Annotated in this window: 22 protein-coding genes and 1 pseudogene; 13 read left to right on the top strand and 10 right to left on the bottom strand. The window is 60.5% G+C overall.

Features of this window, described 5'->3' with window-relative positions; genetic code table 11:
* The first annotated feature begins 231 nt into the window (after positions 1 to 231).
* A complete protein-coding gene (locus tag ACZ89E_RS14810; RefSeq protein WP_463259737.1) occupies positions 232 to 423 on the top strand; it encodes a DUF1289 domain-containing protein in 192 nt (63 codons plus the stop codon).
* A gap of 155 nt (positions 424 to 578) precedes the next feature.
* Positions 579 to 1,885: pseudogene (rluB, locus tag ACZ89E_RS14805) on the top strand (23S rRNA pseudouridine(2605) synthase RluB).
* 189 nt (positions 1,886 to 2,074) lie between these two features.
* On the opposite strand, the gene ACZ89E_RS14800 reads toward rluB, so the two are convergent.
* Entirely contained in the window at positions 2,075 to 3,040 is a 966-nt protein-coding gene (locus tag ACZ89E_RS14800; RefSeq protein WP_476255941.1) for a M29 family metallopeptidase, read from the bottom strand.
* A 70-nt stretch (positions 3,041 to 3,110) separates the two neighbouring features.
* On the bottom strand, positions 3,111 to 3,245 hold the full coding sequence (locus ACZ89E_RS14795) for a hypothetical protein (RefSeq protein ID WP_054049237.1): 135 nt from the start codon (positions 3,243 to 3,245) through the stop codon (positions 3,111 to 3,113).
* A 926-nt stretch (positions 3,246 to 4,171) separates the two neighbouring features.
* Between ACZ89E_RS14795 and ACZ89E_RS14790 the strand changes: the two genes are divergently transcribed.
* Positions 4,172 to 5,584: an amino acid permease gene (locus tag ACZ89E_RS14790; RefSeq protein ID WP_476255940.1), complete on the top strand. Its 1,413-nt coding sequence runs from the start codon at positions 4,172 to 4,174 to the stop codon at positions 5,582 to 5,584.
* Positions 5,585 to 5,642: 58 nt separating this feature from the next.
* On the opposite strand, the gene ACZ89E_RS14785 is transcribed toward ACZ89E_RS14790, so the two are convergent.
* A complete protein-coding gene (locus ACZ89E_RS14785; RefSeq protein WP_476255939.1) occupies positions 5,643 to 5,933 on the bottom strand; it encodes a helix-turn-helix domain-containing protein in 291 nt (96 codons plus the stop codon).
* A complete protein-coding gene (locus ACZ89E_RS14780) occupies positions 5,933 to 6,247 on the bottom strand; it encodes a type II toxin-antitoxin system RelE/ParE family toxin (protein WP_149657057.1) in 315 nt (104 codons plus the stop codon). Before ACZ89E_RS14780 ends, ACZ89E_RS14785 begins: the two co-directional genes overlap by 1 nt.
* A 153-nt stretch (positions 6,248 to 6,400) precedes the next feature.
* On the opposite strand from ACZ89E_RS14780, the gene arfB reads away from it, so the two are divergent.
* Positions 6,401 to 6,814, top strand: coding sequence for an alternative ribosome rescue aminoacyl-tRNA hydrolase ArfB (gene arfB / locus ACZ89E_RS14775; protein WP_007920134.1), 414 nt, complete (start codon positions 6,401 to 6,403; stop codon positions 6,812 to 6,814).
* Here arfB and ACZ89E_RS14770 read toward each other — a convergent pair.
* From ACZ89E_RS14770 to phhA, 6 genes are all read right to left on the bottom strand, one after another.
* Positions 6,811 to 8,010, bottom strand: coding sequence for an MFS transporter (locus ACZ89E_RS14770; RefSeq protein WP_149657056.1), 1,200 nt, complete (start codon positions 8,008 to 8,010; stop codon positions 6,811 to 6,813). The two genes, arfB and ACZ89E_RS14770, sit on opposite strands and share 4 nt — an antisense overlap.
* A gap of 103 nt (positions 8,011 to 8,113) precedes the next feature.
* A complete protein-coding gene (locus tag ACZ89E_RS14765) occupies positions 8,114 to 8,296 on the bottom strand; it encodes a hypothetical protein (protein WP_149657730.1) in 183 nt (60 codons plus the stop codon).
* Between the two features lie 76 nt (positions 8,297 to 8,372).
* Positions 8,373 to 8,504 (bottom strand): hypothetical protein, encoded by a 132-nt coding sequence (locus ACZ89E_RS14760; protein WP_256672193.1) that lies wholly within the window; start codon positions 8,502 to 8,504, stop codon positions 8,373 to 8,375.
* 284 nt (positions 8,505 to 8,788) lie between these two features.
* A complete protein-coding gene (locus tag ACZ89E_RS14755) occupies positions 8,789 to 9,982 on the bottom strand; it encodes an amino acid aminotransferase (RefSeq protein WP_476255938.1) in 1,194 nt (397 codons plus the stop codon).
* On the bottom strand, positions 9,982 to 10,338 hold the full coding sequence (locus tag ACZ89E_RS14750; RefSeq protein ID WP_123509107.1) for a 4a-hydroxytetrahydrobiopterin dehydratase: 357 nt from the start codon (positions 10,336 to 10,338) through the stop codon (positions 9,982 to 9,984). Before ACZ89E_RS14750 ends, ACZ89E_RS14755 begins: the two co-directional genes overlap by 1 nt.
* Before the next feature lie 105 nt (positions 10,339 to 10,443).
* Positions 10,444 to 11,235 (bottom strand): phenylalanine 4-monooxygenase, encoded by a 792-nt coding sequence (gene phhA / locus ACZ89E_RS14745; protein WP_149657054.1) that lies wholly within the window; start codon positions 11,233 to 11,235, stop codon positions 10,444 to 10,446.
* A gap of 280 nt (positions 11,236 to 11,515) precedes the next feature.
* Here phhA and ACZ89E_RS14740 point away from each other — a divergent pair, with 280 nt between their 5' ends.
* From ACZ89E_RS14740 to ACZ89E_RS14700, 9 genes are all read left to right on the top strand, one after another.
* Entirely contained in the window at positions 11,516 to 13,075 is a 1,560-nt protein-coding gene (locus tag ACZ89E_RS14740) for a sigma-54-dependent transcriptional regulator (RefSeq protein WP_476255937.1), read from the top strand.
* Positions 13,076 to 13,389: 314 nt separating this feature from the next.
* Positions 13,390 to 14,130, top strand: a complete 741-nt coding sequence (locus ACZ89E_RS14735; RefSeq protein WP_149657052.1) for a flagellar basal body rod protein FlgF — start codon at positions 13,390 to 13,392, stop codon at positions 14,128 to 14,130.
* Positions 14,131 to 14,176: 46 nt separating this feature from the next.
* A complete protein-coding gene (gene flgG / locus ACZ89E_RS14730) occupies positions 14,177 to 14,962 on the top strand; it encodes a flagellar basal-body rod protein FlgG (RefSeq protein ID WP_054049256.1) in 786 nt (261 codons plus the stop codon).
* A 52-nt stretch (positions 14,963 to 15,014) separates the two neighbouring features.
* On the top strand, positions 15,015 to 15,710 hold the full coding sequence (gene flgH / locus ACZ89E_RS14725; RefSeq protein ID WP_149657051.1) for a flagellar basal body L-ring protein FlgH: 696 nt from the start codon (positions 15,015 to 15,017) through the stop codon (positions 15,708 to 15,710).
* A gap of 9 nt (positions 15,711 to 15,719) precedes the next feature.
* Complete coding sequence (locus ACZ89E_RS14720) at positions 15,720 to 16,826, top strand: flagellar basal body P-ring protein FlgI (RefSeq protein ID WP_133839169.1); 1,107 nt, start codon at positions 15,720 to 15,722, stop codon at positions 16,824 to 16,826.
* A gap of 14 nt (positions 16,827 to 16,840) precedes the next feature.
* Positions 16,841 to 18,148, top strand: a complete 1,308-nt coding sequence (gene flgJ, locus ACZ89E_RS14715; RefSeq protein ID WP_476257055.1) for a flagellar assembly peptidoglycan hydrolase FlgJ — start codon at positions 16,841 to 16,843, stop codon at positions 18,146 to 18,148.
* A gap of 23 nt (positions 18,149 to 18,171) precedes the next feature.
* Entirely contained in the window at positions 18,172 to 20,214 is a 2,043-nt protein-coding gene (gene flgK, locus ACZ89E_RS14710; RefSeq protein WP_476255936.1) for a flagellar hook-associated protein FlgK, read from the top strand.
* A gap of 13 nt (positions 20,215 to 20,227) precedes the next feature.
* Positions 20,228 to 21,802, top strand: coding sequence for a flagellar hook-associated protein 3 (locus tag ACZ89E_RS14705; RefSeq protein ID WP_149657049.1), 1,575 nt, complete (start codon positions 20,228 to 20,230; stop codon positions 21,800 to 21,802).
* Between the two features lie 111 nt (positions 21,803 to 21,913).
* A complete protein-coding gene (locus tag ACZ89E_RS14700; RefSeq protein WP_463259745.1) occupies positions 21,914 to 25,510 on the top strand; it encodes a glycosyltransferase in 3,597 nt (1,198 codons plus the stop codon).
* The last annotated feature ends 46 nt before the right edge of the window (positions 25,511 to 25,556 follow it).

Genomic DNA, 25,556 nt, shown 5'->3' with positions numbered 1-25,556 from the left:
CGGCGGCACATCCAGCATCGATGGGTCAGACACACCGCTTTCGCGAGCAAGCTTCGCTCCTACAGCGAAGACGGCGGCACATTTAACATCGATGCGTCAGGCACACCGCCATCGCGAGCAAGCTTTGCTCCTACAGCGAAGACGGCGGCACATCCAGCACCGATGGGTCAGACACACCGCTTTCGCGAGCAAGCTTCGCTCCTACAGGAAGCGCGTTCACAGGAATTATTGATGAGCTCAACCAAAGACCCCTGCATCAGCCTCTGCAAGTTCACCGACGACATCTGCGTCGGTTGCGGGCGCAGCAAGCGTGAAATCAAGGCCTGGAAGAAACTCGACAAGACCGACAAGCGCACCGTGCTCGCCGAAGCGGCGTTGCGCTTGATCAAACTCGGTGCCACCGGTCGGCGGAAAGCCAAGTAAGTCTGCATTCATCAGCTAGTCTCTGATGCGCGAACGCTTGCATGAGCGTATGATTCGCGACCCTCCGGCGATCCCTTCGTCCGAGACCCAGCTTTCAACACTTCAGGGCCCTCACTTCAGAGCGTCCTGAACAGACCACACCGGGAGGTGCCCAGATGAGTATCAACGACCAGAAAGACGGCCCGAAAGACGACGCCGAAATCGGCCCCGCAGGCGAGAAACTGCAGAAAGTCCTCGCCCGTATCGGCGTCGGCTCGCGCCGTGACGTAGAAGCCTGGATCAGCCACGGCCGCATCAAGGTCAATGGCAAAGACGCCACCCTTGGCCAGCGCGTCGACATGCACGACGCCATCACCATTGATGGCCGCGTGATCAAGCGCGAAGAAGCCGCCGAGTCGGTACGCCGCGTGATCATGTACAACAAGCCCGACGGTGAAATCTGCACCCGCCTTGACCCGGAAGGCCGTCCGACCGTATTCGACAAGATGCCAAAACCGAAAGAAGGTCGCTGGATCAACATCGGCCGTCTGGACATCAACACCACCGGTCTGCTGATGTTCACCACCGACGGTGAACTGGCCAACCGCCTGATGCACCCTTCCTACGAAATGGACCGTGAATACGCGGTGCGTGTGCGTGGCGAAGTCGATGACGAGATGATCGAGCGCTTGAAAGCAGGGGTTGTCCTCGAAGACGGCCCGGCCAAGTTCACCGACATCAAGCAGGCGCCGGGCGGCGAAGGTTTCAACCACTGGTACCACTGCGTGGTGATGGAAGGTCGCAACCGCGAAGTTCGTCGCTTGTGGGAATCCCAGGGCCTGGTGGTCAGCCGTCTGAAGCGCGTGCGTTTCGGTCCGGTGTTCCTCAACTCCGACCTGCCGATGGGTCGCTGGCGCGAAATGAGCCAGTACGAAGTCGACATTCTGAGTGCTGAAGTGGGCCTGACGCCTGTGGCCATGCCGCAGATGAATGCCAAGAGCAAAGACAAGCTCGACCGTATGCAGCGTAAATCGTCGCGTCCGATGGGCAAGACCGAGCGCGTGCGTTCGTTGCGTCCAGCCATCGGCAACCAGACCGCTGCGACGCCGCGTGACACCCGCGAACCGCATATCGAAGGCGAGCGTCCAGCCCGCAAGCCCGCAGCACCTCGTGCTGATGGCGAGCGCGGTCCACGCACGCCACGTCCGGCCAATGGTCGCACCGAGCGCGGCGAAGGCCGTGGTGCGCCAAGCGGTGGTCGTAGCGATCGCGGTGCTCCTCGTGGTGAGGCCCGTGGTGATTCGAATCGCGGGGTACGCCAGTGGCGGACCGTCCGGCCGACACCAAGCGTCCGGCCAAGGCGCCGGCGAAGAAACGCCCGGGCATCGTGCTGGTCGACAAGGACACGCCATCGGGCAAGCGCCGTGGCGCACCGGCCGGTTCGGGCCAGCGTCCGGGGTTCGGGCGTCGTAAGCCGGAGTGAAGCAGCGTTGAGTTTTTAGCGGCAAGCTGCAAGTGAAAAACGCCAACCTCAGGGTTGGCGTTTTTTTTCGTCTGGCTGATCGTTCCCACGCTCTGCGTGGGAATGCATCAATGGACGCTCCGCGTCCGCTTCGCAAGGGACGCGGAGCGTCCCGGGCTGCACTCCCACGCAGAGCGTGGGAACGATCATTTAAAAGACAAACCGCCCATCAAACACCGGCTCATCATCGAGCGCCAACACACCGCCGGAGAAGATCAGGTCCAGGTGATGACTGCCCTTGGCCCCGCCGCCCAACCCCAGGTGCAAGCCGCAATGGCGCTCCTCGAACCCGGCGTTGCGCGCGTAAAGCTCCTTAACGCCTTCATTGGTGCCAATGCCCAACTCCTCGATCCGTCGATTCGACGGATTGGCGTCCAGGTATTTATTGAAGTCATGTTCCAGCCCCGGCACATCCGTGGCGATTTTGTGGATGGTCGAGTTCTTGATCCACAGTTCCAGCGGCGATTCCAAGACCCCGTATTTGCGCGCGAACGGAATGGTGCTGAGGAACGTCCCCATGAACTTCACGCGGCCATTGATCTCTTCGCTATGCGTCGCGATTTCGCCGGGGGCCAGGTCAAAGTTGCCCACACCGTTGATATCAGTCCACTTCTTGATGCTGCTCAACGGTGCTTCGAACCATGAACCGTGATCATCTTTGAAGCTGAGCGTCGTGGCATGGGACATGCGCTGGATCAAGTGGCTGTTCAACCCGGCAATGCGCTGCGGGGTGACGCTGAAGGTGTCGTAAAAGTAATCGCCGTAATCCTTGAACAGCAACGACTTCTTCCAGTTTTGCGCCATCACCCCTTGCAGCGCGCGGACAAACTCCGAGCCATCGGGACGAGGGTTGGGCAGGGTGGAAGAGTCGTAGAAGAAAATGTACAGATCGCTGTCAGTAATCGCCTGCGCCAGCAATTCGGTGGGTTCGAGGTCCAGGCGCAGGGTGCTGAAGCTGAACGGTGTGCTCAGACCGGCCTGTTCGGCGATGGCGCCGGTCAGTGCCTCGTAATCAGCGGTGTGGCCGAGCAAGACCTTCGCCGGGTTGATACCGACAAGGGCCGGGTGGTGTTCGAGGTAGTAAAGGAAATGCGAGATAGCCCGTTGCTTATCCATGTAATCCTCCCTGACAAACCGAGAAAATGTGGCAGGCACGACCGGCCGGATCGTGCCTGCCGGGGATGGCTTACAGAGGCCACATCGCCGTGCCGAACGGAACAACCGCGTCGGCTTGCATCATTTCAACGGCGGCTTCATGGGTCGGTGCTTCAAACCAATCGTCCAGTTGCAGTTCAGTTTCCAAGTCTTTGTCCAGTTGCATGTGAATCTCCTAGATGACTTTTGAGTAAGAACAGCGGCGCAGTTTTCAATCGATGAATACAACGCCAACTTGCCGGTCGATGTGGCTCGGCAAGTCGCTGAAAACCTAGTTCACTGGTTTTTAAAATGCAAAAAAATAATTAAATAAGATTTGTTTGAACTATTTATTCCATTTTTCCAGAGTGAATTTCTTAATAAGAAACAAAAAACTAACTCGACCTTTTCCTTAGGAAGCTTCCTAACGTCAATTTGCAGTCGGCCTTCAGAAAGATCTGATTTGGCAAATTTACGTTACGGCTTGTAACGGAATCTTTACGAAATACGCAGTTAAACCTCGCCTGATAAGGCCGTCTCGACGGCTGTAAGGAAAAGCTTCCGCCATGCCCGCTCACAGTCCATCCGCAGGGCTCTGGCCCGCTTGTTTCAGCCGCGCTTGACGGGTGAGATGCGTGCCATGCCTGCCGTGCAGGTGCATAACAAGAAGGAGGCGCAATGAACGCCGTGATCGATCTCCAATTCTCTCCGTGGGCCGATTCTTCCATCGCCCGCGCCGACGACCTGCAAAGGTCTGACTCCTTTTTTGCAGCTGCCCGGCACCCCCGAGGCGGACACAGACAATCCCGGCAACCGACGCGCTGATCCAGCGGGTCTGGCAGCAGGGGGTTAGCGGTGTACAATGCGCCGCGTTTTAACTGTGACCTCCTGCGCATCTGCGCACTTCAAGGCTACCCGTCTTGTTCACTCCGCCGCGCCACAAGCGTGTCGGGTTCGATTTCGTCACGGATAAAAACAAACAGGTGACGCATGACCGTTGTAATTACGCTGAACTCCTGGTGCTTGCGCTGGGGTTTGATCGGCGCTGCTTGAAATTGCAACCGAGCAGCAACGTCTACTGAACATCATCAAACCTTGCGTGAGACCCTTTTCATGAGTGGACAAAACTCGCATTCAGGCGAGCTGAAACGCGGCCTGAAAAATCGCCACATTCAACTGATCGCCCTCGGTGGCGCGATCGGTACCGGGCTGTTCCTCGGCTCGGCGGGCGTGCTGAAATCCGCCGGCCCGTCGATGATCCTCGGCTACGCCATCTGCGGCTTCATTGCGTTCATGATCATGCGCCAACTCGGCGAAATGATCGTCGAAGAGCCGGTGGCCGGTTCCTTCAGCCACTTCGCCCATAAATACTGGGGCGGTTTCGCCGGCTTCCTGTCGGGCTGGAACTGCTGGATTCTGTACATTCTGGTGGGCATGTCGGAGCTGACCGCGGTCGGCAAGTACATCCACTACTGGGCGCCGGATATCCCGACGTGGGTCTCGGCCGCCGGGTTCTTTGTATTGATCAACCTGATCAACCTGGCCAACGTCAAAGTGTTTGGCGAAGCCGAGTTCTGGTTCGCGATCATCAAGGTCGTGGCGATTGTCGGCATGATTGCCCTGGGCAGCTATTTGCTGGTCAGCGGCAACGGCGGCCCGCAGGCCTCGGTGAGCAACCTGTGGTCCCACGGTGGTTTCTTCCCGAATGGCGTCAGTGGTCTGGTGATGGCCATGGCGATCATCATGTTCTCCTTCGGCGGCCTGGAAATGCTCGGTTTCACCGCAGCCGAAGCCGACAAGCCGAAGACCGTGATCCCGAAAGCCATCAACCAGGTGATCTACCGGATCCTGATTTTCTACATCGGCGCCCTGGTCATCCTGCTGTCGCTGACGCCATGGGACAGCCTGCTGGCGACCCTGAATGCGTCCGGCGATTCCTACAGCGGCAGCCCGTTCGTGCAGGTGTTCTCGATGCTCGGCAGCAACACCGCCGCGCACATCCTCAACTTCGTGGTCCTGACCGCGGCATTGTCGGTGTACAACAGCGGCACCTACTGCAACAGCCGCATGTTGCTGGGCATGGCCGAGCAGGGCGATGCGCCGAAGGCCCTGGCGAAGATCGATAAGCGCGGCGTGCCGGTGCGTTCGATCCTGGCGTCGGCGGCGGTGACGTTGATCGCCGTGTTGCTCAACTACCTGATCCCGCAAAACGCCCTGGAGCTGTTGATGTCCCTGGTGGTGGCGACCCTGGTGATCAACTGGGCGATGATCAGTTTCTCGCACTTCAAGTTCCGCCAACACATGAACAAAACCAAGCAGACGCCGCTGTTCAAGGCCCTGTGGTACCCGTACGGGAACTACATCTGCCTGGCGTTCGTGGCCTTCATCTTGTGCGTGATGCTGCTGATCCCGGGCATTCAGATCTCGGTGTATGCGATTCCGGTGTGGGTCGCGTTCATGTGGATCTGTTACGGCATCAAGAACAAGCGCCGCGCACAGCAGGCGTTGCACACCGCGGTGAAATAACGCGGTACGCAGAAACAACAAACCCGGCCAAGTGCCGGGTTTGTTGTTTTTTTAACGCTCACTGCTTTAATGCCGCCAATACATGATCAGGATCATTATGTATCGCTCGCAGCAGAGCGCGGGCAGGCCCTTCCGGGTCGCGACGGCCTTGCTCCCAGTTACGAAGAGTGCCCAATGCCACATCAATAGTTTCGGCAAACCGGGCTTGAGATAGCCCTGTGGCCTGTCGGATTTTTTTTACCTGTGCAGCATCAATGTGGAATTCACGTGACGGCTGACGCTCGCCACGGTCAATTTCGTCCATCTGGGTCATGCTTTCTACAAGGCGGTTGAAGAGATTTTTTTCCATCATTTCCACCTACTGTTTAGTTCGCGAAGCACTTTTTTCTCATCCTCGGACAGATCGTCTTTGGCCCCTTTCTGATAGATCAGAATCAGGCGGATCTGGTAAGCCGATACGAGATGGTAGTAGATCACTCTAACCCCACCTCGCTTGCCCTTTCCTTGTGCGCCCCAGCGTACCTTCCTGAGACCTCCTGTTCCTTGGATTACATCCCCCGTGTCTGGGTTTTCTGCCAACGAATTCTGTAGTGCTCGGTACTCATCCTCACTGAGAAGACCTTTGACGTCTTCGGTAAAGATCGGGGTTTCAATAAAGATCATGCCTTTTCTTGGCGTACGTCAGTGGCGTAGTTCGACTATAGCCATTCAATCAAGGTCGAGCAACGACAAACTCGAGCCGCACCCACATGATCTTCTGCGCGTCGTAAATTGCATTCGCGCTATCCTGCACATCCTGAACCTGGACGCTTTTCCATGCTGGTTATCTCCAACAACGTGCACCTACCGGATGCCGAGATCGAATTGACCGCCATCCGCGCCCAGGGCGCCGGTGGGCAGAACGTCAATAAGGTTTCCAGCGCGATGCACCTGCGCTTTGACATCCCGGCCTCGTCCTTGCCCGAATTCTACAAGGAGCGGCTGCTGGCGCTACGCGACAGTCGCATCACGAGCGACGGCGTATTGATCATCAAGGCACAGCAATACCGCACGCAGGAAGCCAATCGCGCCGATGCGCTGGAGCGGCTGGTGGAGTTGATCCTCAGCGCCACCAAAGTCGAGAAGAAGCGCCGTCCGACCAAGCCGACCCTTGGTTCGAAGAAGCGTCGGCTGGAGTCGAAGACCAAGCGCGGCAGCATCAAGGCCGGGCGCGGTAAGGTGGATTTCTAACGGGTGGCGCGCTCTTCGCGATACTTCGGCGCCTGGCGGTACAAGTAGACGCTCAACGCCAAACCGCTCAATGCGGCGAGGGCGGCGAACAGGAAGATCGAGGCAAAACCAAAACCCGCCGCAATCGCACCGGCCAGTGGCCCGGTAATCCCCAGCGACAAATCGATGAACAGCGAATAAGCCCCCACCGCGGCACCACGGCTGGAGGCTGGCACCAGGTTCACCGCTTCCACGCCCAGCGCCGGGAACACCAGCGAGAAGCCGAAGCCACTCAGCGCCGCACCGGCCAACGCCCAATTGGCGTCCGGCGCGAGCCATAGCAGCAGCAAGCCCAGGGTTTCCACCGACAGGCAGGCAATCGCCACGCGAAACCCGCCGAGGCGGTTGATCAGGTTGCCGAACAGCAGGCGCGCACCAATGAAGCTGGCACCGAACAGGCTCAGGCACAGCACCGCGTTCGACCAATGCTGGGTCGCGTAATACAGGGTGATGAAGGTGGCGATGGTGCCAAAACCGATCGAGCCCAGCGCCAGGCCGCAACCGTGGGGCAACACCCGGCCCAGCACATGCATGAACGGCAGGCGTTCACCGACGACAATCGGCGCGGCGGTTTTCGGCCAGGCCAGCGCCAGGCCCAGCACGGCCAGCAGCACAATGCTCACGCCCATGCTCCACAAGCCCAATTTAGACACCAGCCACACGCCAAACGGAGCGCCGATGGCAATGGCGCCGTAACTGGCAATGCCGTTCCAGGAGATGACCTTGGCCGTGTTTGCCGCGCCGACCCGGCCGATGCCCCAGCCGATCGAGCCGGAGCCCACCAGGCTTTCCGCGCTGCCGAGGATCAGGCGGCCGATCAGCAGGCTGATGAGGCTGAGCATTGGCAGGCTTTGGGTCCAGGCCGACACCAGCATGAACACACCGCTCAAACCGCAGCCGGCGAGGCCGTACATCACCGCCAGTTTGCTGCCCTTGTTGTCGATAATGCGCCCGGCGTAAGGCCGACTGAGCAGGGTGGCCAGGTATTGCACGCTGATCACCAGCCCGGCGATCACCGCGCCGAAGCCCAAGTCACTGTGGACGTAGCCCGGCAATACGGCCAGGGGAATGCCGATGTTGAGGTAGCCGATGAAGGTGAACAGGACGATGGAAACGACTTGCAGCGTGACCGCCAGGGGGCGCTGGTTTTCTGACATGGGTAAAAGTCCACGGGGCAGCAGGATAGATAGGCTGCTTATGATAGCGGCGCGAAGGGCGGGCGGTCGTGGAAAAGTAAAACTATTTGCCGGGCGGGGGGAGTCAGGGTTTGGCGGGGGCGACCAGTTGCGTGGTGACCAGGGCGGCGAGGGCATTTTCTTCGCTGCCGAAACGGGCCAGCAGGGCGGCTTGTTTTTCAGGGGAGAGGCGATTCCAGATCTCGATCATCTTCTCGGCGGTGCCGATCAGGACGCTGGCCTGGGTGTCGGAAAATTCGTTGGTCATGGCGGGGGACTCGGGGTTCAGGCGGTGTGGAAAGCGCATGTTAGCGCTTTCCACACGGTCTGGCATTGCAGGTGGATCAGTCTTCGCTGTCAGTCTTTCGACGGTCAGTGGCTTCTTTCGGCTCAGGCTGTTGGGCACTGGCTTGTTGCGGGGTTGTCTGCTCAGTTTCGTGCAGGCTTGGGAAGGGGAGATTAGGGATCTCGTGCATGTTTCGCGCTCCTCGCAAAGTCTGTTGATAGATCTGGTAGATCCGCGCTTTTAAAAAGCTTGGGCAGGATACAGCAGGACAAATGACAAACAGACTTTTATCTGGGATTTCTGCGACCAATGGCCGCAGGGGAGGGCGAAACGCAAAAGATCGAAGTCCCTAGATGATCGTTCCATGCGCTGCGTGGGAATGCCTCACTGGGCGCTCTGCGTCCGCTTTGGGACGCGGAGCGTCCCGGGCTGCATTCCCACGCGGAGCGTGGGAACGATCGGTGCTGAGGAAGGTTATTTGCAGACTTCAGCAATGGCTTCAGCCAGCAACGCCAGCCGCGTTGCATCAATTCCCGCCACGTTGGCCCGGCCGGAGTTGACCATGTACACGCTGTGATGATCGCGCAGCTGTTTAACCTGTTCCGCCGTCAATCCGGTGTAGGAGAACATCCCGCGTTGCACGCCGATATGCGCAAAGCGTTCGCGCAAGCCGTGCGGTTCCAGGGCTTCGACCAGGCCGCTGCGCAGTTGCGCGATACGCAAGCGCATGGCTTCCACTTCGTCGGCCCAGAGGCTTTTCAGCTCCGGGTCGCCAAGGATGGTCGCCACCACGGCCGCGCCGTGATCCGGTGGCGTCGACCACAGGTTGCGGGCGATGTTGGCCAGTTGGCTGCGGATATCCACCAGTTTGTCGGCGGTTTTCGCGCAGACAATCAGTGCGCCGGTGCGATCGCGGTACAGGCCGAAGTTCTTCGAGCACGAGCTGGTGATCAGCACTTCCGGCAGCGCATTGGCGAACAACCGGGTGGACCACGCGTCTTGTTCCAGGCCATCACCAAAACCCTGGTAGGCGAAGTCGATCAGCGGCAATAGCTCGCGGCGACGGACCACGTCCAGCACCCGACGCCAATCGTCATGGGACAGGTCGAAACCGGTCGGGTTGTGGCAGCAGGCGTGCAGCAACACCACGTCGCCCTTGGGCGCTTCGTTGAGCACCGCGAGCATGGCGTCGACGTCGAGGCGATTGTCGCTGCCCACGTACGGGTAGTGACTGACCTTGACCCCGGCCGTGGCGAAAATCGTTTCATGGATCGGCCAGGTCGGGTTGCTCAACCAGACGCCACGGCCCGGCAGCATGTGCGCGATAAAGTCCGCGCTCAAGCGCAGCGCACCAGTGCCACCCGGGGTCTGGGTGACGCCGGCCCGTTGCTCAGCGATCAGTGCCGAATCGGCGCCGAGCACCAGCTCGTTCATGACTTTGCCGAATGCCGGATCGCCATGGCCACCGATGTAGGTCTTGGTGGTCTGGCGATCCACCAGTCGCGCCTCGGCGAGCTTCACCGCTTGCGGAATCGGCGTCAGGCCCTGGGCGTCTTTGTAGACCCCCACGCCCAGGTCAAATTTGCGCGGGTTGGGGTCCTGCGCATAGGCCTCCATCAGGCCGAGAATCGGGTCGCCGGGTACTCGGCCGATGGCGTCGAAATGCATTATTTGCGGCCCTCGGCATCCTTGGCCACGTCGTCAGTGCGCGCAGCCATGATGAAGTCGTTGCGGTGCAGTCCCTTGATGGAGTGGCTCCACCAGGTCACGGTGACTTTGCCCCACTCGGTCAACAGGCCCGGGTGGTGACCTTCGGCTTCGGAGATTTCACCGACCGCGTTGGTAAACGCCAGGGCGTGCTTGAAATTCTTGAACAGGAAAACTTTTTCCAGCTGCATCACGCTGTCGCGCACTTCGATGTTCCAGTCAGGGATCTGTTTGATCAGTACCGGCAACTCTTCGTCGCTGACCTGAGGGGCGCCGGCTTGGCAGGCTTCGCAGTGGGCTTGGTTCAAAGTGGACATGGTCTGTTTCCTGTATCGGATGTTTTTTATATCGGTCGTCAATGCCGTCACGCTAAACCAAAGTCGCGACGACTGACAGACTCACTTGTGAGTAAAAGTCGCGGTTCACGCGGCCTTCGGTTTGGGTGGGAATTTCGGTGCGTGCAAGCCCAGCTGCATGCCTTGCTTGACCATGCCCATGATGTCTTCGTGGGCCACGTCGAACAGGCGCTTGAGGTTGGGCAGCACAAAGTACAGCGGCTGCAGGATGTCGATGCGATACGGCGTGCGCATGCATTCCAGCGGATCGAAGGCCTGGTGTTCTGGCTCATCCGACATGCAATAAACAGTTTCCTTGGGCGAGGACAGGATGCCACCGCCGTAGATGCGCAGGCCTTGCGGGGTGTCGACCATGCCGAACTCGATGGTCATCCAGTACAGGCGCGCCAGGTACACGCGTTCTTCCTTGGTGGCCTGTAGGCCAAGTTTGCCGTAGGTGTGGGTAAATTCGGCAAACCAGGGGTTGGTCAGCAGCGGGCAGTGGCCAAAGATCTCGTGGAAAATGTCCGGCTCTTGCAGGTAATCCAGCTCTTCACGGGTACGAATAAAGGTCGCTACCGGAAACTGCTTGCTGGCGAGCAATTCGAAGAATGTCTGGAAGGGGATCAGCGCCGGGACTCGGGCAACCTGCCAGCCGGTGGTTTCACCGAGGACTTTGTTGATCTCGCCGAGTTGCGGAATGCGGTCGTGGGGCAGACCGAGTTTTTCGATACCGTCCAGGTATTCCTGGCACGCACGACCCTCAATCACCTTCAGTTGACGAGTGATCAGCGTGTTCCACACCGCATGTTCTTCGGCGGGGTAGTCGATAAAACCTTGCGCATCGGGCTCGCGGGCCACGTATTGCGTCTGCTTCATGCTGCTCTCCTGCTAGGGGGAATTCGTTCTTGTTATGTACAGCTATGGACCTAGAGATACCCCAAGGCGTGCGGTGATGCAGCAGGTGGTTTGCGTCGCGCGTAGGAAAAATCTGTGCTTTTCGTAAAGTTTTCGTTACGGAATGGCTGCTGTGGCGCAGGTATTGAGTTTTCCGGGTTTGAAAAGCGCTCTGGCTGTCACATAATCTTGACGACTAACTGAGCACTCCCGCAGAAATTTTCCGGCGGTGAGCCTCGATCACTCTGTTCAGGCTCTTTATATGCGTATCAAAGTCCACTGCCAAAACCGCATCGGCATCCTGCGTGACATTCTCAACCTGCTGGTGGAATACGGGATCAACGTCGCGCGCGGCGAGGTTGGCGGTGAACATGGCAACGCGATCTACCTGCACTGTCCGAACCTGATCAATATCCAGTTCCAGGCGCTGCGTCCTAAATTCGAGGCGATTGCCGGGGTATTCGGTGTCAAGCGGGTAGGGCTGATGCCCAGCGAGCGTCGGCACATGGAGTTGAACGCGTTGCTCGGTGCCCTGGAGTTCCCGGTGCTGTCGATCGACATGGGCGGTTCCATCGTGGCGGCCAACCGGGCGGCGGCGCAGTTGCTCGGGGTGCGGGTGGACGAGGTGCCGGGGATTCCCTTGTCCCGGTACGCCGAGGACTTCGACTTGCCGGAACTGGTGCGCGCCAACAAATCGCGGATCAATGGCCTGCGGGTCAAGGTGAAGGGCGATGTGTTTCTCGCCGACATCGCCCCGCTGCAATCGGAGCACGACGACAGCGAGGCCATGGCCGGCGCGGTATTGACCTTGCACCGGGCCGACCGGGTGGGTGAGCGCATCTATAACGTGCGCAAGCAAGAGTTGCGCGGTTTCGACAGCATTTTCCAGAGCTCGAAAGTCATGGCAGCGGTGGTGCGCGAAGCCCGGCGCATGGCGCCTCTGGATGCGCCGCTATTGATCGAAGGCGAAACCGGCACCGGCAAAGAGCTGCTGGCCCGGGCCTGTCATCTGGCGAGCCCTCGCGGCCAGTCGCCGCTGATGGCGCTCAATTGCGCGGGTCTCCCGGAGTCCATGGCCGAGACCGAGTTGTTCGGTTACGGCCCCGGCGCCTTCGAAGGCGCGCGGGCCGAGGGCAAGCTTGGGCTGCTGGAACTGACGGCGGGCGGTACGCTGTTTCTCGATGGCGTCGGCGAGATGAGCCCGCGCTTGCAGGTGAAATTGCTGCGCTTCTTGCAGGACGGTTGCTTCCGCCGTGTCGGCAGTGATGAAGAGGTGTATCTCGACGTGCGGGTGATCTGCGCCACGCAAGTAGACCTGTCGGAGCTCTGTGCGCGCGGCGAGTTTCGCCAGGATTTGTATCACCGCTTGAACGTACTGTCGTTGCACATCCCGCCGCTGCGCGAATGCCTCGACGGTTTGACGCCGCTGGTAGAGCACTTCCTCGATCAGGCCAGCCGGCAGATCGGCTGCCCATTGCCGAAACTGGCGCCGGCGGCCATGGAACGGCTTAGTCATTACCATTGGCCGGGCAATGTCCGGCAGTTGGAAAACGTACTGTTCCAGGCGGTTTCCCTGTGCGAGGGCGGGACGGTCAAGGTCGAGCATATTCGCCTGCCGGATTACGGCGTGCGTCAGCCGCTTGGCGATTTCTCGCTGGAAGGCGGGCTGGATGCGATTGTCGGGCGCTTTGAAAAAGCGGTGCTGGAGCGCTTGTACTCAGAACATCCGAGCAGTCGGCAGCTGGGTAAGCGGTTGGGGGTTTCGCACACCACGATTGCCAATAAGTTGCGTGAGTACGATGTCGGTAAAGACATCACCTGAAGATGACCGATCGTTCCCACGCTCTGCGTGGGAATGCAGCCCGGGACGCTCCGCGTCCCCAAAGCGGACGCAGAGCGTCCATTGAGGCATTCCCACGCGGAGCGTGGGAACGATCATGGACCAGGGGTTTGCCGCGAAGCGGCATAACACCGCCGGTTTTTCGACTTCGACACAATCCTCCTATCCCCCTCAAAACCCCTCAAGTCCTTTGTTTGCCGGGCCCGGCGCCGTCAGAAAAAAGTTGGTCTGCAAATTGCTTAAGGCTCAGCAGTACAGCAGTGGGCGGCAAACGTCCGGCATGCAGAGGAAAGAGTGTGGACAAGTACCTTTATGTGGCAATGACCGGCGCCAGCCAGAATGCACTGGCGCAGAAGGCTCATGCGAACAACCTGGCGAACATCTCCACCAATGGTTTTCAAAAGGACCTGGAGCAGGCCCGTTCGATGCCGGTGTTTGGTGACAGCTTTCCGGCGCGTGCCTATGCGATGTCCGAACGCCCGGCCACCGACTTCTCGCCAGGTTCGATGGTGGAAACCGGTCGTGACCTCGACGTCGCCGTGGCCGGCAACGGCTGGATCGCCGTGCAGACGCCCGATGGCGGTGAAAGCTACGTGCGCACCGGCAGCCTGAACATTGACGCCCTGGGCGTTTTGCGCGCCGGCAATGGGATGCCGGTGATGGGCAATGGCGGGCCGATTGCCGTGCCGCCCGAGCAGAAAATCGAAGTGGGCGAGGACGGCACCATCAGCATTCGTTCGATGGGCGAAGGTCCGCGAGTGATGGCCGAAATCGACCGCATCAAACTGGTCAACCCTGACCTGAAGAACATGACCAAAGGCCTGGATGGTTCGATCCACACCAAAGACGGCAAGCCGGCGCAAGCCGATGCGGGCGTCAAGCTGGTGTCCGGGTTCCTGGAGTCGAGCAACGTCAATGCCGTGGAAGAGATGACGTCGGTGCTGGCTTTGTCGAAGCAATTCGAGCTGCACATCAAGATGATGAACACCGCCAAAGACGATGACCAGGCCATGGCTCGGGTCTTGCAGATCACCTAATTACCAGAACGTCGCGCCGTAAAACAGGCGCACGAGGAGAATCGAAATGCTTCCGGCTCTATGGGTTGCCAAAACAGGTCTGTCCGCCCAGGACACCAACCTGACCACCATTTCCAACAACCTGGCGAACGTATCGACCACGGGTTTCAAACGTGATCGCGCCGAGTTCCAGGACTTGCTGTACCAGATCAAACGCCAGCCTGGCGCCCAGTCGACCCAGGACAGCGAACTGCCGTCCGGCCTGCAATTGGGTACCGGTGTGCGCATCGTCGGCACCCAGAAGAACTTCTCCGCCGGCAGCTTGCAAACCACCGAGCAGCCGCTGGACCTGGCGGTCGACGGTCGCGGTTTCTTCCAGATCCTGCAACCGGATGGCACCACGTCCTACACCCGTGACGGTACTTTCCACCTCGACTCCAATGGCCAGATCGTCAACGCCAGCGGTTTCGCTCTGGAGCCGGCGATTGTCATCCCGAACAACGCCCAGACTTTCACCGTCGGCACTGACGGCACGGTGTCCATCACCGTTCCCGGCAACCCGGCTTCCCAGGTGATCGGCAACCTGCAAACCGCCGACTTCATCAACCCGGCCGGTCTGCAAGCAGTGGGTAACAACCTGTTCCTGGAAACCGCCGCCAGCGGCGCGCCGCAAGTCGGCACACCGGGCCTGAACGGTTTCGGCACCACGCTGCAGAACACCCTGGAAGGTTCCAACGTGAGCACCGTTGAAGAGATGGTCAACATGATCACCACTCAGCGTGCCTACGAGATGAACTCCAAGGTGATCTCCACCGCCGACCAGATGCTCTCGTTCGTAACGCAGAATCTGTAATCAAGTCTATGGGGCGGCCATAAGGTCGCCAGCAACACCGTGAGGTAGGGTCATGAATCGCTTTGTATCTGTTGTGGCACTGAGTGGGGTGGTCGCGCTCGCGGGCTGCGTCGCGCCGACGGCCAAGCCCAATGACCCTTACTACGCCCCGGTGTTGCCGCGCACGCCGTTGCCGGCGGCCGCCAATAATGGCTCGATCTACCAGGCCGGTTTCGAACAGAACCTGTACAGCGACCGCAAGGCATTCCGGGTCGGTGACATCATCACCATCACCCTGAACGAGAAGACCCAGGCCAGCAAAGGCGCCAACTCGCAGATCGGCAAGACCAGCAAGACCGGCATCGGCCTGTCGTCGCTGTTCGGTGGCGGCTTGAGCACCAATAACCCGGTAGGCAGCGGCGACCTGAGCCTGGACGTCGGCTACAGCGGCGACCGTGCCACCAACGGCGCCAGCAAATCCGGCCAGAGCAACAGCCTGACCGGTTCGATCACCGTGACCGTCGCCGACGTCTTGCCCAACGGCATCATTGCCGTGCGCGGCGAGAAGTGGATGACGCTCAACTCCGGTGATGAGCTGGTGCGGATTGCCGGTCTGGTACGCGCCGACGATATCGCTACCGATAACACCGTGTCGTCGACCCGCGTCGCCGATGCACGTATCACCTATTCGGGCACCGGCGCGTTTGCCGATGCGAGTCAGCCAGGCTGGTTCGACCGTTTCTTCCTCAGCCCGCTGTTCCCTTTCTAGGTGGCTACGTTGAACTTCAAAAGTCTCATTGTTGCCGCCCTGTTGCTGTCCGCAGCGTTCACCGCTCAAGCCGAGCGGCTGAAGGACATCGCCAGCATCTCCGGCGTGCGGACCAACCAATTGATCGGTTACGGCCTGGTGGTCGGGCTTAACGGTACCGGCGACCAGACGACCCAGACCCCGTTCACCCTGCAGACCTTCAACAACATGCTCTCGCAGTTCGGCATCAAGGTGCCGCCGGGTTCGGGCAACGTGCAGTTGAAGAACGTCGCGGCGGTGTCGATCAGTGCGGATCTGCCGGCGTTTGCCAAGCCGGGTCAGCAGGTCGACATCACGGTGTCGTCCATCGGTAACTCCAAGAGCCTGCGCGGCGGCACCTTGCTGCTGACGCCGCTTAAAGGTATCGACGGCAACGTCTACGCCATCGCCCAGGGCAACCTGGTGGTCGGCGGTTTCGATGCCGAAGGTCGCGACGGTTCGAAGATCACCGTCAACGTTCCGTCGGCCGGTCGAATCCCTGGCGGTGCGTCGGTCGAGCGTTCGGTGCCGAGCGGTTTCAACCAGGGCAATAGCCTGACGCTGAACCTCAACCGTTCCGACTTCACCACCGCCAAGCGCGTGGTCGACAAGATAAACGACCTGCTCGGCCCCGGCGTGGCCCAGGCCATCGACGGCGGTTCGATCCGCGTCACCGCGCCACTGGATCCGAGCCAGCGCGTCGACTACCTGTCGATCCTGGAAAACCTTGAAGTCGATCCGGGCCAGGCGGTGGCGAAAGTCATCATCAACTCGCGCACCGGCACCATCGTGATCGGCCAGAACGTCAAGGTTTCTCCAGCCGCCGTGACCCACGGCAGCCTGACCGTGACCATCACCGAAGACCCGATCGTCAGCCAGCCCGGCCCTCTGTCCAACGGGCAGACGGCGGTCGTGCCGCGCTCGCGGGTCAACGCCCAGCAGGAAGCCAAGCCAATGTTCAAGTTCGGCCCGGGCACCACCCTCGACGAGATCGTGCGTGCGGTGAACCAGGTCGGCGCGGCGCCGGGTGACTTGATGGCCATCCTTGAAGCACTGAAACAGGCCGGCGCGCTGCAAGCCGACCTGATCGTGATCTGAGGACGACGACCATGGTGGATATGCGCAAAGGCGCTTTGGTTGGCACCGGCGATTCGGGTTCGTACTCGGACCTTAACCGCCTGAACCAACTGAAAGTCGGCGACAAGAACAGCGAAGGCAACATGCGTAAAGTTGCGCAGGAATTCGAATCGCTGTTCCTCGGTGAAATGCTCAAGTCCATGCGCTCCGCCACTGACGAGTTGGGCAAGGACAATCCGCTCAACACGCCAGCCGCCAAGCAATACCAGGAAATGTCCGACCAGCAGTTGGCCGTTTCCATGTCCCGCGAGGGCGGCGGTATTGGTCTGGCGGACGTGTTGTTGCGCCAGATGTCGAAGAACAAACCGCTGGCGCCGGGTGAAGCCGCTGCCAACTCGGCAGCCAAGCAGGACGCGGCGAAAGCCAAGGCCGAGGCGATCATCACGCCGGTGGCTGCCGGCACAACTGCCACCAATGGTCCGTTGTCGCGCCTCAATGGCGAGCGTCCGTTGTGGGCTTCGCGCGGGGTCAAGGCGCCGACGGCGACCGCCGCTCACAGCAATGACGTGGCGCTGCTCAACCAGCGCCGCCTGGCCTTGCCGCCGAAACTGGCCGACCGCTTGCTCGCCGGCCTGGTGCCGTCCACCGCGACCGCCGCCACGGCTGCGGCAACGACCCTCAAGAATGTTTTGCCAGAGCGCGCCACGGCCATGACGACCGGCGCCGGCCCGCTGTACAACGGCGATTGGCTGGCCTCGGCAACGTCTGCGGCGTCGGGCGGGCAGATGCAGATTTACGGCCGTGCCATGGCGCAGATTCCGTTGGCGCCGGCGAAGAAAGCGTTCAGTTCCGCCGACGAATTCGTCAACACCATGTTGCCGATGGCCAAGGAAGCCGCCGACCGCATCGGCGTCGATCCGCGTTACCTGGTGGCCCAGGCCGCCCTGGAAACCGGTTGGGGCAAATCGGTCATGCGCGCTCAGGATGGCAGCAGCAGTCACAACCTGTTCGGCATCAAGACCGGCAGCAGTTGGAAGGGCGATTCGGCACGGGCAATCACCAGCGAATTCAGGGATGGCGCGATGGTCAAGGAGACGGCGGAGTTCCGCTCCTATGCCTCGTACAAGGACAGCTTCCACGACCTTGTGACGTTGCTGCAATCCAATAATCGCTATCAAGATGTGGTGAAGTCGGCCGATAACCCAGAACAGTTTGTGCGCGAGTTGCAAAAGGCCGGTTATGCAACCGACCCGAACTACGCCAACAAGATTTCGCAGATAGCCAAGCAGATGACGAGTTACCAAAACTACGCTGCGGCGGGCGCTACCACCACGCCTTTATAGGCACAAGGCATAAGGTCTGAACCATGAGTTTGCTCAATATCGGGATGTCGGGTCTGGCGGCTAGCCAATCCTCTTTGGCTGTCACGGGCAACAACATTGCCAACGTCGACACCGCCGGTTACTCGCGTCAGCAAACCGTGCAGGGCACCAAGGCCTCGCAGCAGTACGGGAATGTTTTCATCGGCACTGGCACGACCCTGGCGGATGTGCGCCGGGTGTACAACGCCTACCTCGATTCCCAGTTGCAGACCGCCACTTCGCTCAACAGCGAAGCCGCTTCGTTCCAGGCCCAGGCCACGCCGCTGGATGCGTCGCTGTCGGACGTCAACACCGGCCTGACCGGCGTGTTGCAGAAATTCTTCACCTCGATGCAGGGTGTCTCGACCTCGGCGACCGACGATACGTCCCGTCAGTCGGTGCTGACCGGTGCCCAGGCGTTGAGCAATCGTTTCAATACCATTGCCAAACAGTTGAACGACCAGAACACCACCATCAATGGCAGTCTGTCGGACATGGCGGCCCAGGTGAACAAGCTGGCCACCGCGATTGCCGGCCTGAACCAGAAGATCGGCGAAGTCTCCACCAGCGGCGGCCAGCCCAACGATTTGCTCGATTCCCGTAACGAAGCGGTGCGCCAACTGTCCGAGTTGACCGGTGCGCAAGTCGTCGAGCGCGGTACCAGCTACGACATCTATGTCGGCAGCGGCCAGCCATTGGTGATGGGCAACACCACCAATACCCTGGAAACCGCCCCGAGCAAGGACGACCCGACGCGCATGGGCCTGCAGATGAACCGCGGCTCCAGCACCATCGACATCACGTCAGTGATCAGCGGTGGCGAAATCGGCGGCCTGCTGACCTACCGCAAGGAAGTACTCGACCCGTCGCTCAATGAGTTGGGGCGAGTGGCGTTGGTAATTGCGGACCAGATGAACAGCCAGCAAGCGCAAGGCATCGACAAGAACGGCGATTTCGGCGCGGCCATTTTCAACAACATCAACAGTGCCGCGCTGATCAGTCAGCGCAGCATCGGCAATGCGAGCAACAGTGCCGGTTCCGGCAACCTCGATGTCACCATCAAGGACACCGGCAAGCTGACCACCAGCGATTATTCGGTGACGTTCACCAGTCCCACCGCGTACAGCGTCAAGCGTTCCGATGGTACTGACATGGGTTCCTTCAACACCGGGACCACGCCGCCGCCAGTGATCGACGGTTTCACCCTGTCGCTCAACGGCGGTGCCTTGAGCGCCGGTGACAGCTTCAAGATCACCCCGACTCGCGGTGCCGCGGCCAGCATTCAGATGGTACTGAGCGACCCGAAAAAGATCGCGGCGGCCGCTCCGTTGACCGGCGTCACCAGCGCGGCTAACGGCGGCACCTACACCCAGCCAACGCTCAGCAGCACCCTGGACATCTACAACCCGGCGTCCCAGGCGGAATTGCAGTCGGCGCTGAAAAATTCGACCCCGGTCAAACTGTCGTTCGGTGCCGCCAGCGGTGGCAGCCAGACTTACACCCTGAGCGACGCCCAAGGTAACCCGTTGGGTAGCGGCACCATCGTGCCGGGCCAGAGCAATACCCTGAACCTGAAAGTGGGCATGGTCGACGCCAGCGGCAACGCGATCACGGACGGCGGCACCCCGCCGATCCAGAAAACCTTCACCGTGCAGACCACCGTAGGCGGTACGCCGAAGGCCAACGAAAGCTTCACGATTTCCCTGACCGGCGCGTCCTCCTCGGACAACCGCAACGCGCAATCTTTGGTAGCGCTGCAAACCAAACAGACCGTGGATACCGGTTCGGCGAGCAAGGGCATCAGCCTGACCGACGCCTACAGCAAACTGGTGACCAACGTCGGTACCCAGGCTGCCCAGGGCAAGTCCGACGCCGCTGCCACCTCGGCGATCCTGACCCAGGCCAAGGGCGCGCGTGATTCGCTCTCCGGGGTCAACCTGGATGAAGAAACCGGCAACCTGGTCAAATACCAGCAGTACTACACCGCCTCGTCGCAGATCATCAAAGCGGCGCAGGAAACTTTCAGCACGCTGATCAACAGCCTTTAAGGAGTCGTAATTCATGCGCATTGCTACCGCCCAGTATTACGAAACAACCGCTGCCAACTATCAGCGCAACTTCAACAACGCCATTGCCACCAGTGCTGAAGCCAGTAGCCTGCAACGCATCAACACCGCCTCCGATGATCCGATCGGTGCCGGGCGTTTGCTCTCCCTCGGCCAGCAGAGCGCGGATCTTGAGCAGTACACCACCAACATCAGCAGCACCAAGAGCGCGCTGAGCCTTCAGGAAACCACCCTGACGTCCATCGGCACGGCGTTGCAACGCGCCAAGGAACTCGGCCTCGCCGCGAACAACGGTATTGCTACCGACTCGGATCGCAAGGCCTATGCGGCGGAGCTCGGCCAGATTCAGTCACAAGTTTTGGGCCTGATGAACTCCAAGGATGCGGACGGCAACTACCTGTTTTCCGGCTCGAAGACCGACACCGCGCCTTACTCGCAGAATTCCGACGGTACCTACAGCTACAACGGCAACCAGACCAGCATCAACCTGGGCGTTGGCGACGGCATGACGGTTGCCACCAACACCACGGGTTGGGACGCGTTCCAGCAGACCATCAACACCAGCCGCACCCAGACCAACATGACCGCTCCGGCGGTGGATGACGGTCGCGTGGTTCTGTCCAACGGTACGGTCGGCACTGCAGCGACCTACAACGCCAAATTTACCGGTGGCGAGCCGTACACTGTCAGTTTCCTGAGCAGCACCCAGCTGAAAATCACCGATGCCCTGGGCAACGACGTCACCGCCGAAGCCAGCAAGAGCGGCGTGATCAGCAACAGCAACGGCGCTAATCAGCAGATCAGTTTCCGTGGCGTTGATCTGCAACTGAACATCAACCTCAAGGCGGGTGATGCCGCCAACCCGGATGCCGCTATCGCCGGTCACACCTTCAAGTTGTCGGCCACGGCGGACACGTTTAACACCTCGCGCAGCCCGGGCAACGCGTCGACCGCGGTCGTCACCGGTGCCACCATCACCGACCCGACGGCCTACAACAGTGCCTTCCCGGCGGGCGGGGCGATCCTCAAGTTCACCAGCGCCACGGCCTTCGACCTGTATGCCGCGCCGGTCACCGCCGACAGCCGGCCGGTGTCGTCCGGCACCGTGGCCGGCAGCAATGCCACCGCTGCGGGCGTGACCTTCGCGCTGGGCGGCGGTGCCCCGGCAGCGGGTGATCAGTTCGTGGTCCAGCCCAACAATCACCAGACTCAGAACGTGCTCGACACACTGGGCAAGATGATGAACGCCATGACGGCGCCGATCGACGGTAATGACGTCGCCAAGCAGCAGTTTCAAGGCGCCATGGAAGCGGCCCTCGGTAACCTCGACAGCGCCAGCAATCAGATCGGTACTGCCGTCACCTCCATTGGTGCCCGCGGTCAGACCCTGGACACTCAAAGCTCCACCAACTCAAGCCTGAGCATGGCGAACACCACGACCCAGGGGGCGATTCGCGATTCCGACCCTGCCGAAGTCATGACCCGCCTGACCTTGCAGCAAACCATGCTGCAAGCGGCGCAACTGGCGTTCAGCAAGATCTCCTCGCTGGGCCTGTTCAACAAGATCTAACGGTGTCGGGCGCGCAAGCGCCCGTTAGCCTGACCCTTCAATAGTCATCGTCTTTTAGCGGTTTCAAGGGCTCGCTTTCCTGAGCGGGCTCGCACCGCCTGTGAGCCCGCCGTGAATTCACTCCCCCTTGTCAGCCTGGTCATTCCTGCCTTCAACCCGCGCTTCTTCGAACGGGCGTTGCGCAGTGCCATGAGCCAGGGCTACGGCAATCTCGAAATCATCGTCTGCGACGACAGTCGCGGTCATGAGATCGAGGACATTGTCACCTCGCTGAGCGAGCAGACCGGCGTGGCGGCGCGCTACGTGCGTAACCCGCGGACCCTGGGGCTGGTGGGTAACCTGGCGCAGTGTCTGGAGGAAGCGCAAGGCGAGTTCATCAAATTTCTGTGTGACGATGATCAGCTGTTCTCGACCTGTATCGAGCGTCAGGCCCACGTGCTCGCCCATCTTGAAGAGGTCAATCTGGTATTGGCCCAGCGCCTGTTCTGGGACGCGGATGATCTGGCCCTGCCTTCGCGGCTTGAAAATACGCCGCTGTCACCGTTGTGCGGCTTGTTCAAGGGCGAGGACCTGCTGGCGATTTTCGAGAACTTCCCGGTCAATATCCTCGGTGGTTTCAGCAATGCGCTGTTCCGTCGTCGCGATGTGCTGGAGTTGTTGCCAGCCTTGACCCAGGCGGGTCACTGTTTTGTCGCGAGCCTCGATTTTGCCTTGTATGTGTGCCTGCTGCGCCGTGGCAACGTCGTGGTCTCCAATCACGTGCTGAGTGTCGAACGCCTGTATCCAGAGCGCTTGAGTGGCCAGCAACCGATGAAGGATGCCCTGGAAGTCGAGCGCCAGTGGGTCTTGCAGATGCTCAAGGCGCGCAGCGGCGAATCGGCGCCGGCCCCCGGCTGGGTGCGCTACCTGCCACTGACCAAGGCTGACGAGTTGCCGCGTGTCTGGGAAGAGTTGCCCCTGAGCCGAACCCTGGGCACCAAGCAGAGCAATCAGGAGTGGCATGTCGGCGTCAACAGTGTCAGTTTTTCCGAGCTGTATGCGCAGTGGCTGTCCTGTCGTACCTTGACTGACGGGCAGCGCAAGCAGTTGCCGGATGCCCTGGCGAGTTGGCCGTACAACCCTAAAATCGTCCCGATCATTGTCGATAGCCTCGGCAGCCGCTCGGCCCTTGAGTTCACCTTGGAGTCGTTGGCTGCGCAGGATTACGCACCCGAACTGACCCTGGTGCTGTCCACCTCCTGCACCGAGGCTGAACTGGATGGGCGGGTGTTCCGCTTGCCACTGCAAGATGACTGGCAGCAGCAAGTCAATGATCTGCTGCCGCAACTCGACGGGGCTGACTGGTTCTATCTGCTGCGTGCGGGCGACCGTCTGATTCCGCCGGCCTTGCTGGCGATGGCGGAGCGAATTGCCCTCACGCCCGCGCTGACGTGCCTGTACAGCGACGAAGGCAGTTTGCTGCAGGGCGAGTCTGCCAGCCCGGCGTTCAAGCCCGACTTTAACCTGGACCTCATGCGCAGCTACCCCTACGTCGGCAGGGCCCTGGCGTTCGAGCGCGAAGGTTTCCTGGCCCTGGGCGGTTTTCATTCCAGTTACGGCGAGTTGGCTCCCCACGATGTGCTCTGGCGCATGGTCGAGCATAAAGGCCCGCAGGTGATCGGCCATGTGGCCGAGGTCTTGCTGGAATCGACGTTCGACCTGGCGAAGTGGCTGTCACTGCCCGAAGTGGTCGACACCAACCCGCTGGTGCTCGAAGCTCACCTGGATCGGCTGGGGATCGCCCATGGCATTCGCAGCGGTAGCTCGGCGCTGCTCAATCGGGTCGATTATCAGCATGTGGCTCGGCCGCTGGTATCGATCATCATCGTCTGCAAGGACCATGTCATGGCCTTGCAGCGCTGTATTGAAAGCCTGCTGGAAAAGACCCTCTACAGCGAATATGAACTGCTGCTGGTGGACAACGGCAGCGAGAGTGTCGAGGCGCGGGAATGGCTGGCCGGCATGGCGCAGCTGGGTGGTGAGCGGGTCCGTGTGCTCAGCTATCCGGCCCAGGGCAATGGCGCCGCAGTGCGCAACTTCGCCGTCGAACAGGCCCGGGGCGACTATGTCCTGCTGCTCAACCCTTACACGGTGATCGTCGACGGCGACTGGCTGAGTGAGCTGCTCAATCACGCGCAACGTCCGGAAGTCGGCGTGGTCGGTGCCAAGTTGTTCAACCCGGATGGTCGCGTGTTGCACGCCGGCCTGATCCTGGGTCTGCAAGGGCCCGCCGGTGTGCCGTTTCACGGTGAGCCGGTGCACGCGTCGGGGTACATGTACCGCTTGCAGGCCGCTCACGATTTAAGCGCGGTCGGCAGCGATTGCCTGATGATCCGCAAAAGCATTTTTGACGCGGTCGGTGGTCTGGACGAGCAGAACCTTGCGCTATCGCTCAGTGATGTCGACCTGTGCCTGCGTGTCGGTCGCGACGGTTACCTGGTGGTCTGGACGCCGTTTGCACGATTGGCGTTGGGCGTCCAGCCGGCCGTGGCGGCGCAGGCCTCGGATGACGCGTTGCGCAGCCAGGAGCAGGAAGTGTTTTATAAGCGCTGGCTCCCCTTGGTTGCGCGGGATCCGGCCTATAACACCAACCTGGCATTGAACGGTCCGACCGGGACCAGTTTCAGTCTCGACCCGGGCCTGCGCAGCGGCTGGAGTCCATTTACCAAGCCCCAACTGCCACGGGTGCTGGCGGTGCCGGCCAACTCCTCTGCCATCGGTCACTACCGAGTGACCCAGCCCTTGATCGAGCTGGAAGCGGCGGGCAGGGCGCAAGGCTGCATCCACTACAACTTGCCATCGATTATTGAAATCGAGCGTCAGTCACCTGACGTGATCGTCTTGCAGGGGCGCTATTCCGAGGCCTCGATCAAAGAAATCCCGGCCCTGCAAAAGTACTCCAGTGCCCGCCGGATTTATGAGCTGGATGACTACGTCATCAATGTTCCACACCGCAACGCGCATATTCGCAACATGCCGGGCAAGGACGACATGGAAAAACTGGTCCGGCGTGCCATCGGCATGTGCGACCGCGTCGTGGTGTCGACCGAGCCGCTGGGTAATGCGCTGTCGGACATGCACCATGACATTCGCGTGGTCCCGAACATGCTCGCCAAGCACTTGTGGAGTGACCTGCACAGTCAGCGCCGGACCTCTAAAAAACCTCGCGTCGGCTGGGGCGGCGGCACCAGTCACCACGGTGACCTGGCGATCATTGCCGATGTGGTGCGCGAACTGGCCAATGAAGTCGACTGGGTGTTCTTCGGCATGTGCCCGGATGACTTGCTGCCGTTCATGCATGAGTTCCACGGCGTGATCGCGCTGGATATCTACCCGGCCAAACTTGCCAGCCTGAACCTCGACCTGGCCCTGGCGCCCCTTGAATTCCACATCTTCAACGACTGCAAGAGCAACCTGCGCCTGCTGGAGTACGGCGCGTGCGGCTACCCGGTGATCTGCACCGATACCGAGGCCTATCGCGGTTACCTGCCGTGCACCCGGGTCAAGACCAACTCCACGGACGAATGGCTGCAAGCGATCCGCATGCACCTGGCCGACCCTGATGCCAGCTATCGCATGGGCGATGAGTTGCGCGAGGTGGTCCTGCGTGACTACGTGTTGCGTGGGGACAACCTGCGTTATTGGGAGAATGGCTGGCTGGCGGACTGATCGTTTTGCCGATGCCATTTCCAAAACAGGCGACTTTCGAGTCGCC

The organism is Pseudomonas sp. TE3899 (genome assembly GCF_056279105.1).
The sequence above is the reverse complement of the archived record's forward strand: the minus strand, read 5'-3'. Positions and strand labels throughout refer to the sequence as shown.

Bases quoted from the DNA above. Each gene is read 5' to 3' on its own strand.
- ACZ89E_RS14810 (WP_463259737.1), top strand. From the start codon at position 232: ATGAGCTCAACCAAAGACCCCTGCATCAGCCTCTGCAAGTTCACCGAC.
- ACZ89E_RS14800 (WP_476255941.1), bottom strand. From the start codon at position 3,040: ATGGATAAGCAACGGGCTATCTCGCATTTCCTTTACTACCTCGAACAC.
- ACZ89E_RS14795 (WP_054049237.1), bottom strand. From the start codon at position 3,245: ATGCAACTGGACAAAGACTTGGAAACTGAACTGCAACTGGACGATTGG.
- ACZ89E_RS14790 (WP_476255940.1), top strand. From the start codon at position 4,172: ATGAGTGGACAAAACTCGCATTCAGGCGAGCTGAAACGCGGCCTGAAA.
- ACZ89E_RS14785 (WP_476255939.1), bottom strand. From the start codon at position 5,933: ATGGAAAAAAATCTCTTCAACCGCCTTGTAGAAAGCATGACCCAGATG.
- ACZ89E_RS14780 (WP_149657057.1), bottom strand. From the start codon at position 6,247: ATGATCTTTATTGAAACCCCGATCTTTACCGAAGACGTCAAAGGTCTT.
- arfB (WP_007920134.1), top strand. From the start codon at position 6,401: ATGCTGGTTATCTCCAACAACGTGCACCTACCGGATGCCGAGATCGAA.
- ACZ89E_RS14770 (WP_149657056.1), bottom strand. From the start codon at position 8,010: ATGTCAGAAAACCAGCGCCCCCTGGCGGTCACGCTGCAAGTCGTTTCC.
- ACZ89E_RS14765 (WP_149657730.1), bottom strand. From the start codon at position 8,296: ATGACCAACGAATTTTCCGACACCCAGGCCAGCGTCCTGATCGGCACC.
- ACZ89E_RS14760 (WP_256672193.1), bottom strand. From the start codon at position 8,504: ATGCACGAGATCCCTAATCTCCCCTTCCCAAGCCTGCACGAAACTGAG.
- ACZ89E_RS14755 (WP_476255938.1), bottom strand. From the start codon at position 9,982: ATGCATTTCGACGCCATCGGCCGAGTACCCGGCGACCCGATTCTCGGC.
- ACZ89E_RS14750 (WP_123509107.1), bottom strand. From the start codon at position 10,338: ATGTCCACTTTGAACCAAGCCCACTGCGAAGCCTGCCAAGCCGGCGCC.
- phhA (WP_149657054.1), bottom strand. From the start codon at position 11,235: ATGAAGCAGACGCAATACGTGGCCCGCGAGCCCGATGCGCAAGGTTTT.
- ACZ89E_RS14740 (WP_476255937.1), top strand. From the start codon at position 11,516: ATGCGTATCAAAGTCCACTGCCAAAACCGCATCGGCATCCTGCGTGAC.
- flgG (WP_054049256.1), top strand. From the start codon at position 14,177: ATGCTTCCGGCTCTATGGGTTGCCAAAACAGGTCTGTCCGCCCAGGAC.
- flgH (WP_149657051.1), top strand. From the start codon at position 15,015: ATGAATCGCTTTGTATCTGTTGTGGCACTGAGTGGGGTGGTCGCGCTC.
- flgK (WP_476255936.1), top strand. From the start codon at position 18,172: ATGAGTTTGCTCAATATCGGGATGTCGGGTCTGGCGGCTAGCCAATCC.
- ACZ89E_RS14705 (WP_149657049.1), top strand. From the start codon at position 20,228: ATGCGCATTGCTACCGCCCAGTATTACGAAACAACCGCTGCCAACTAT.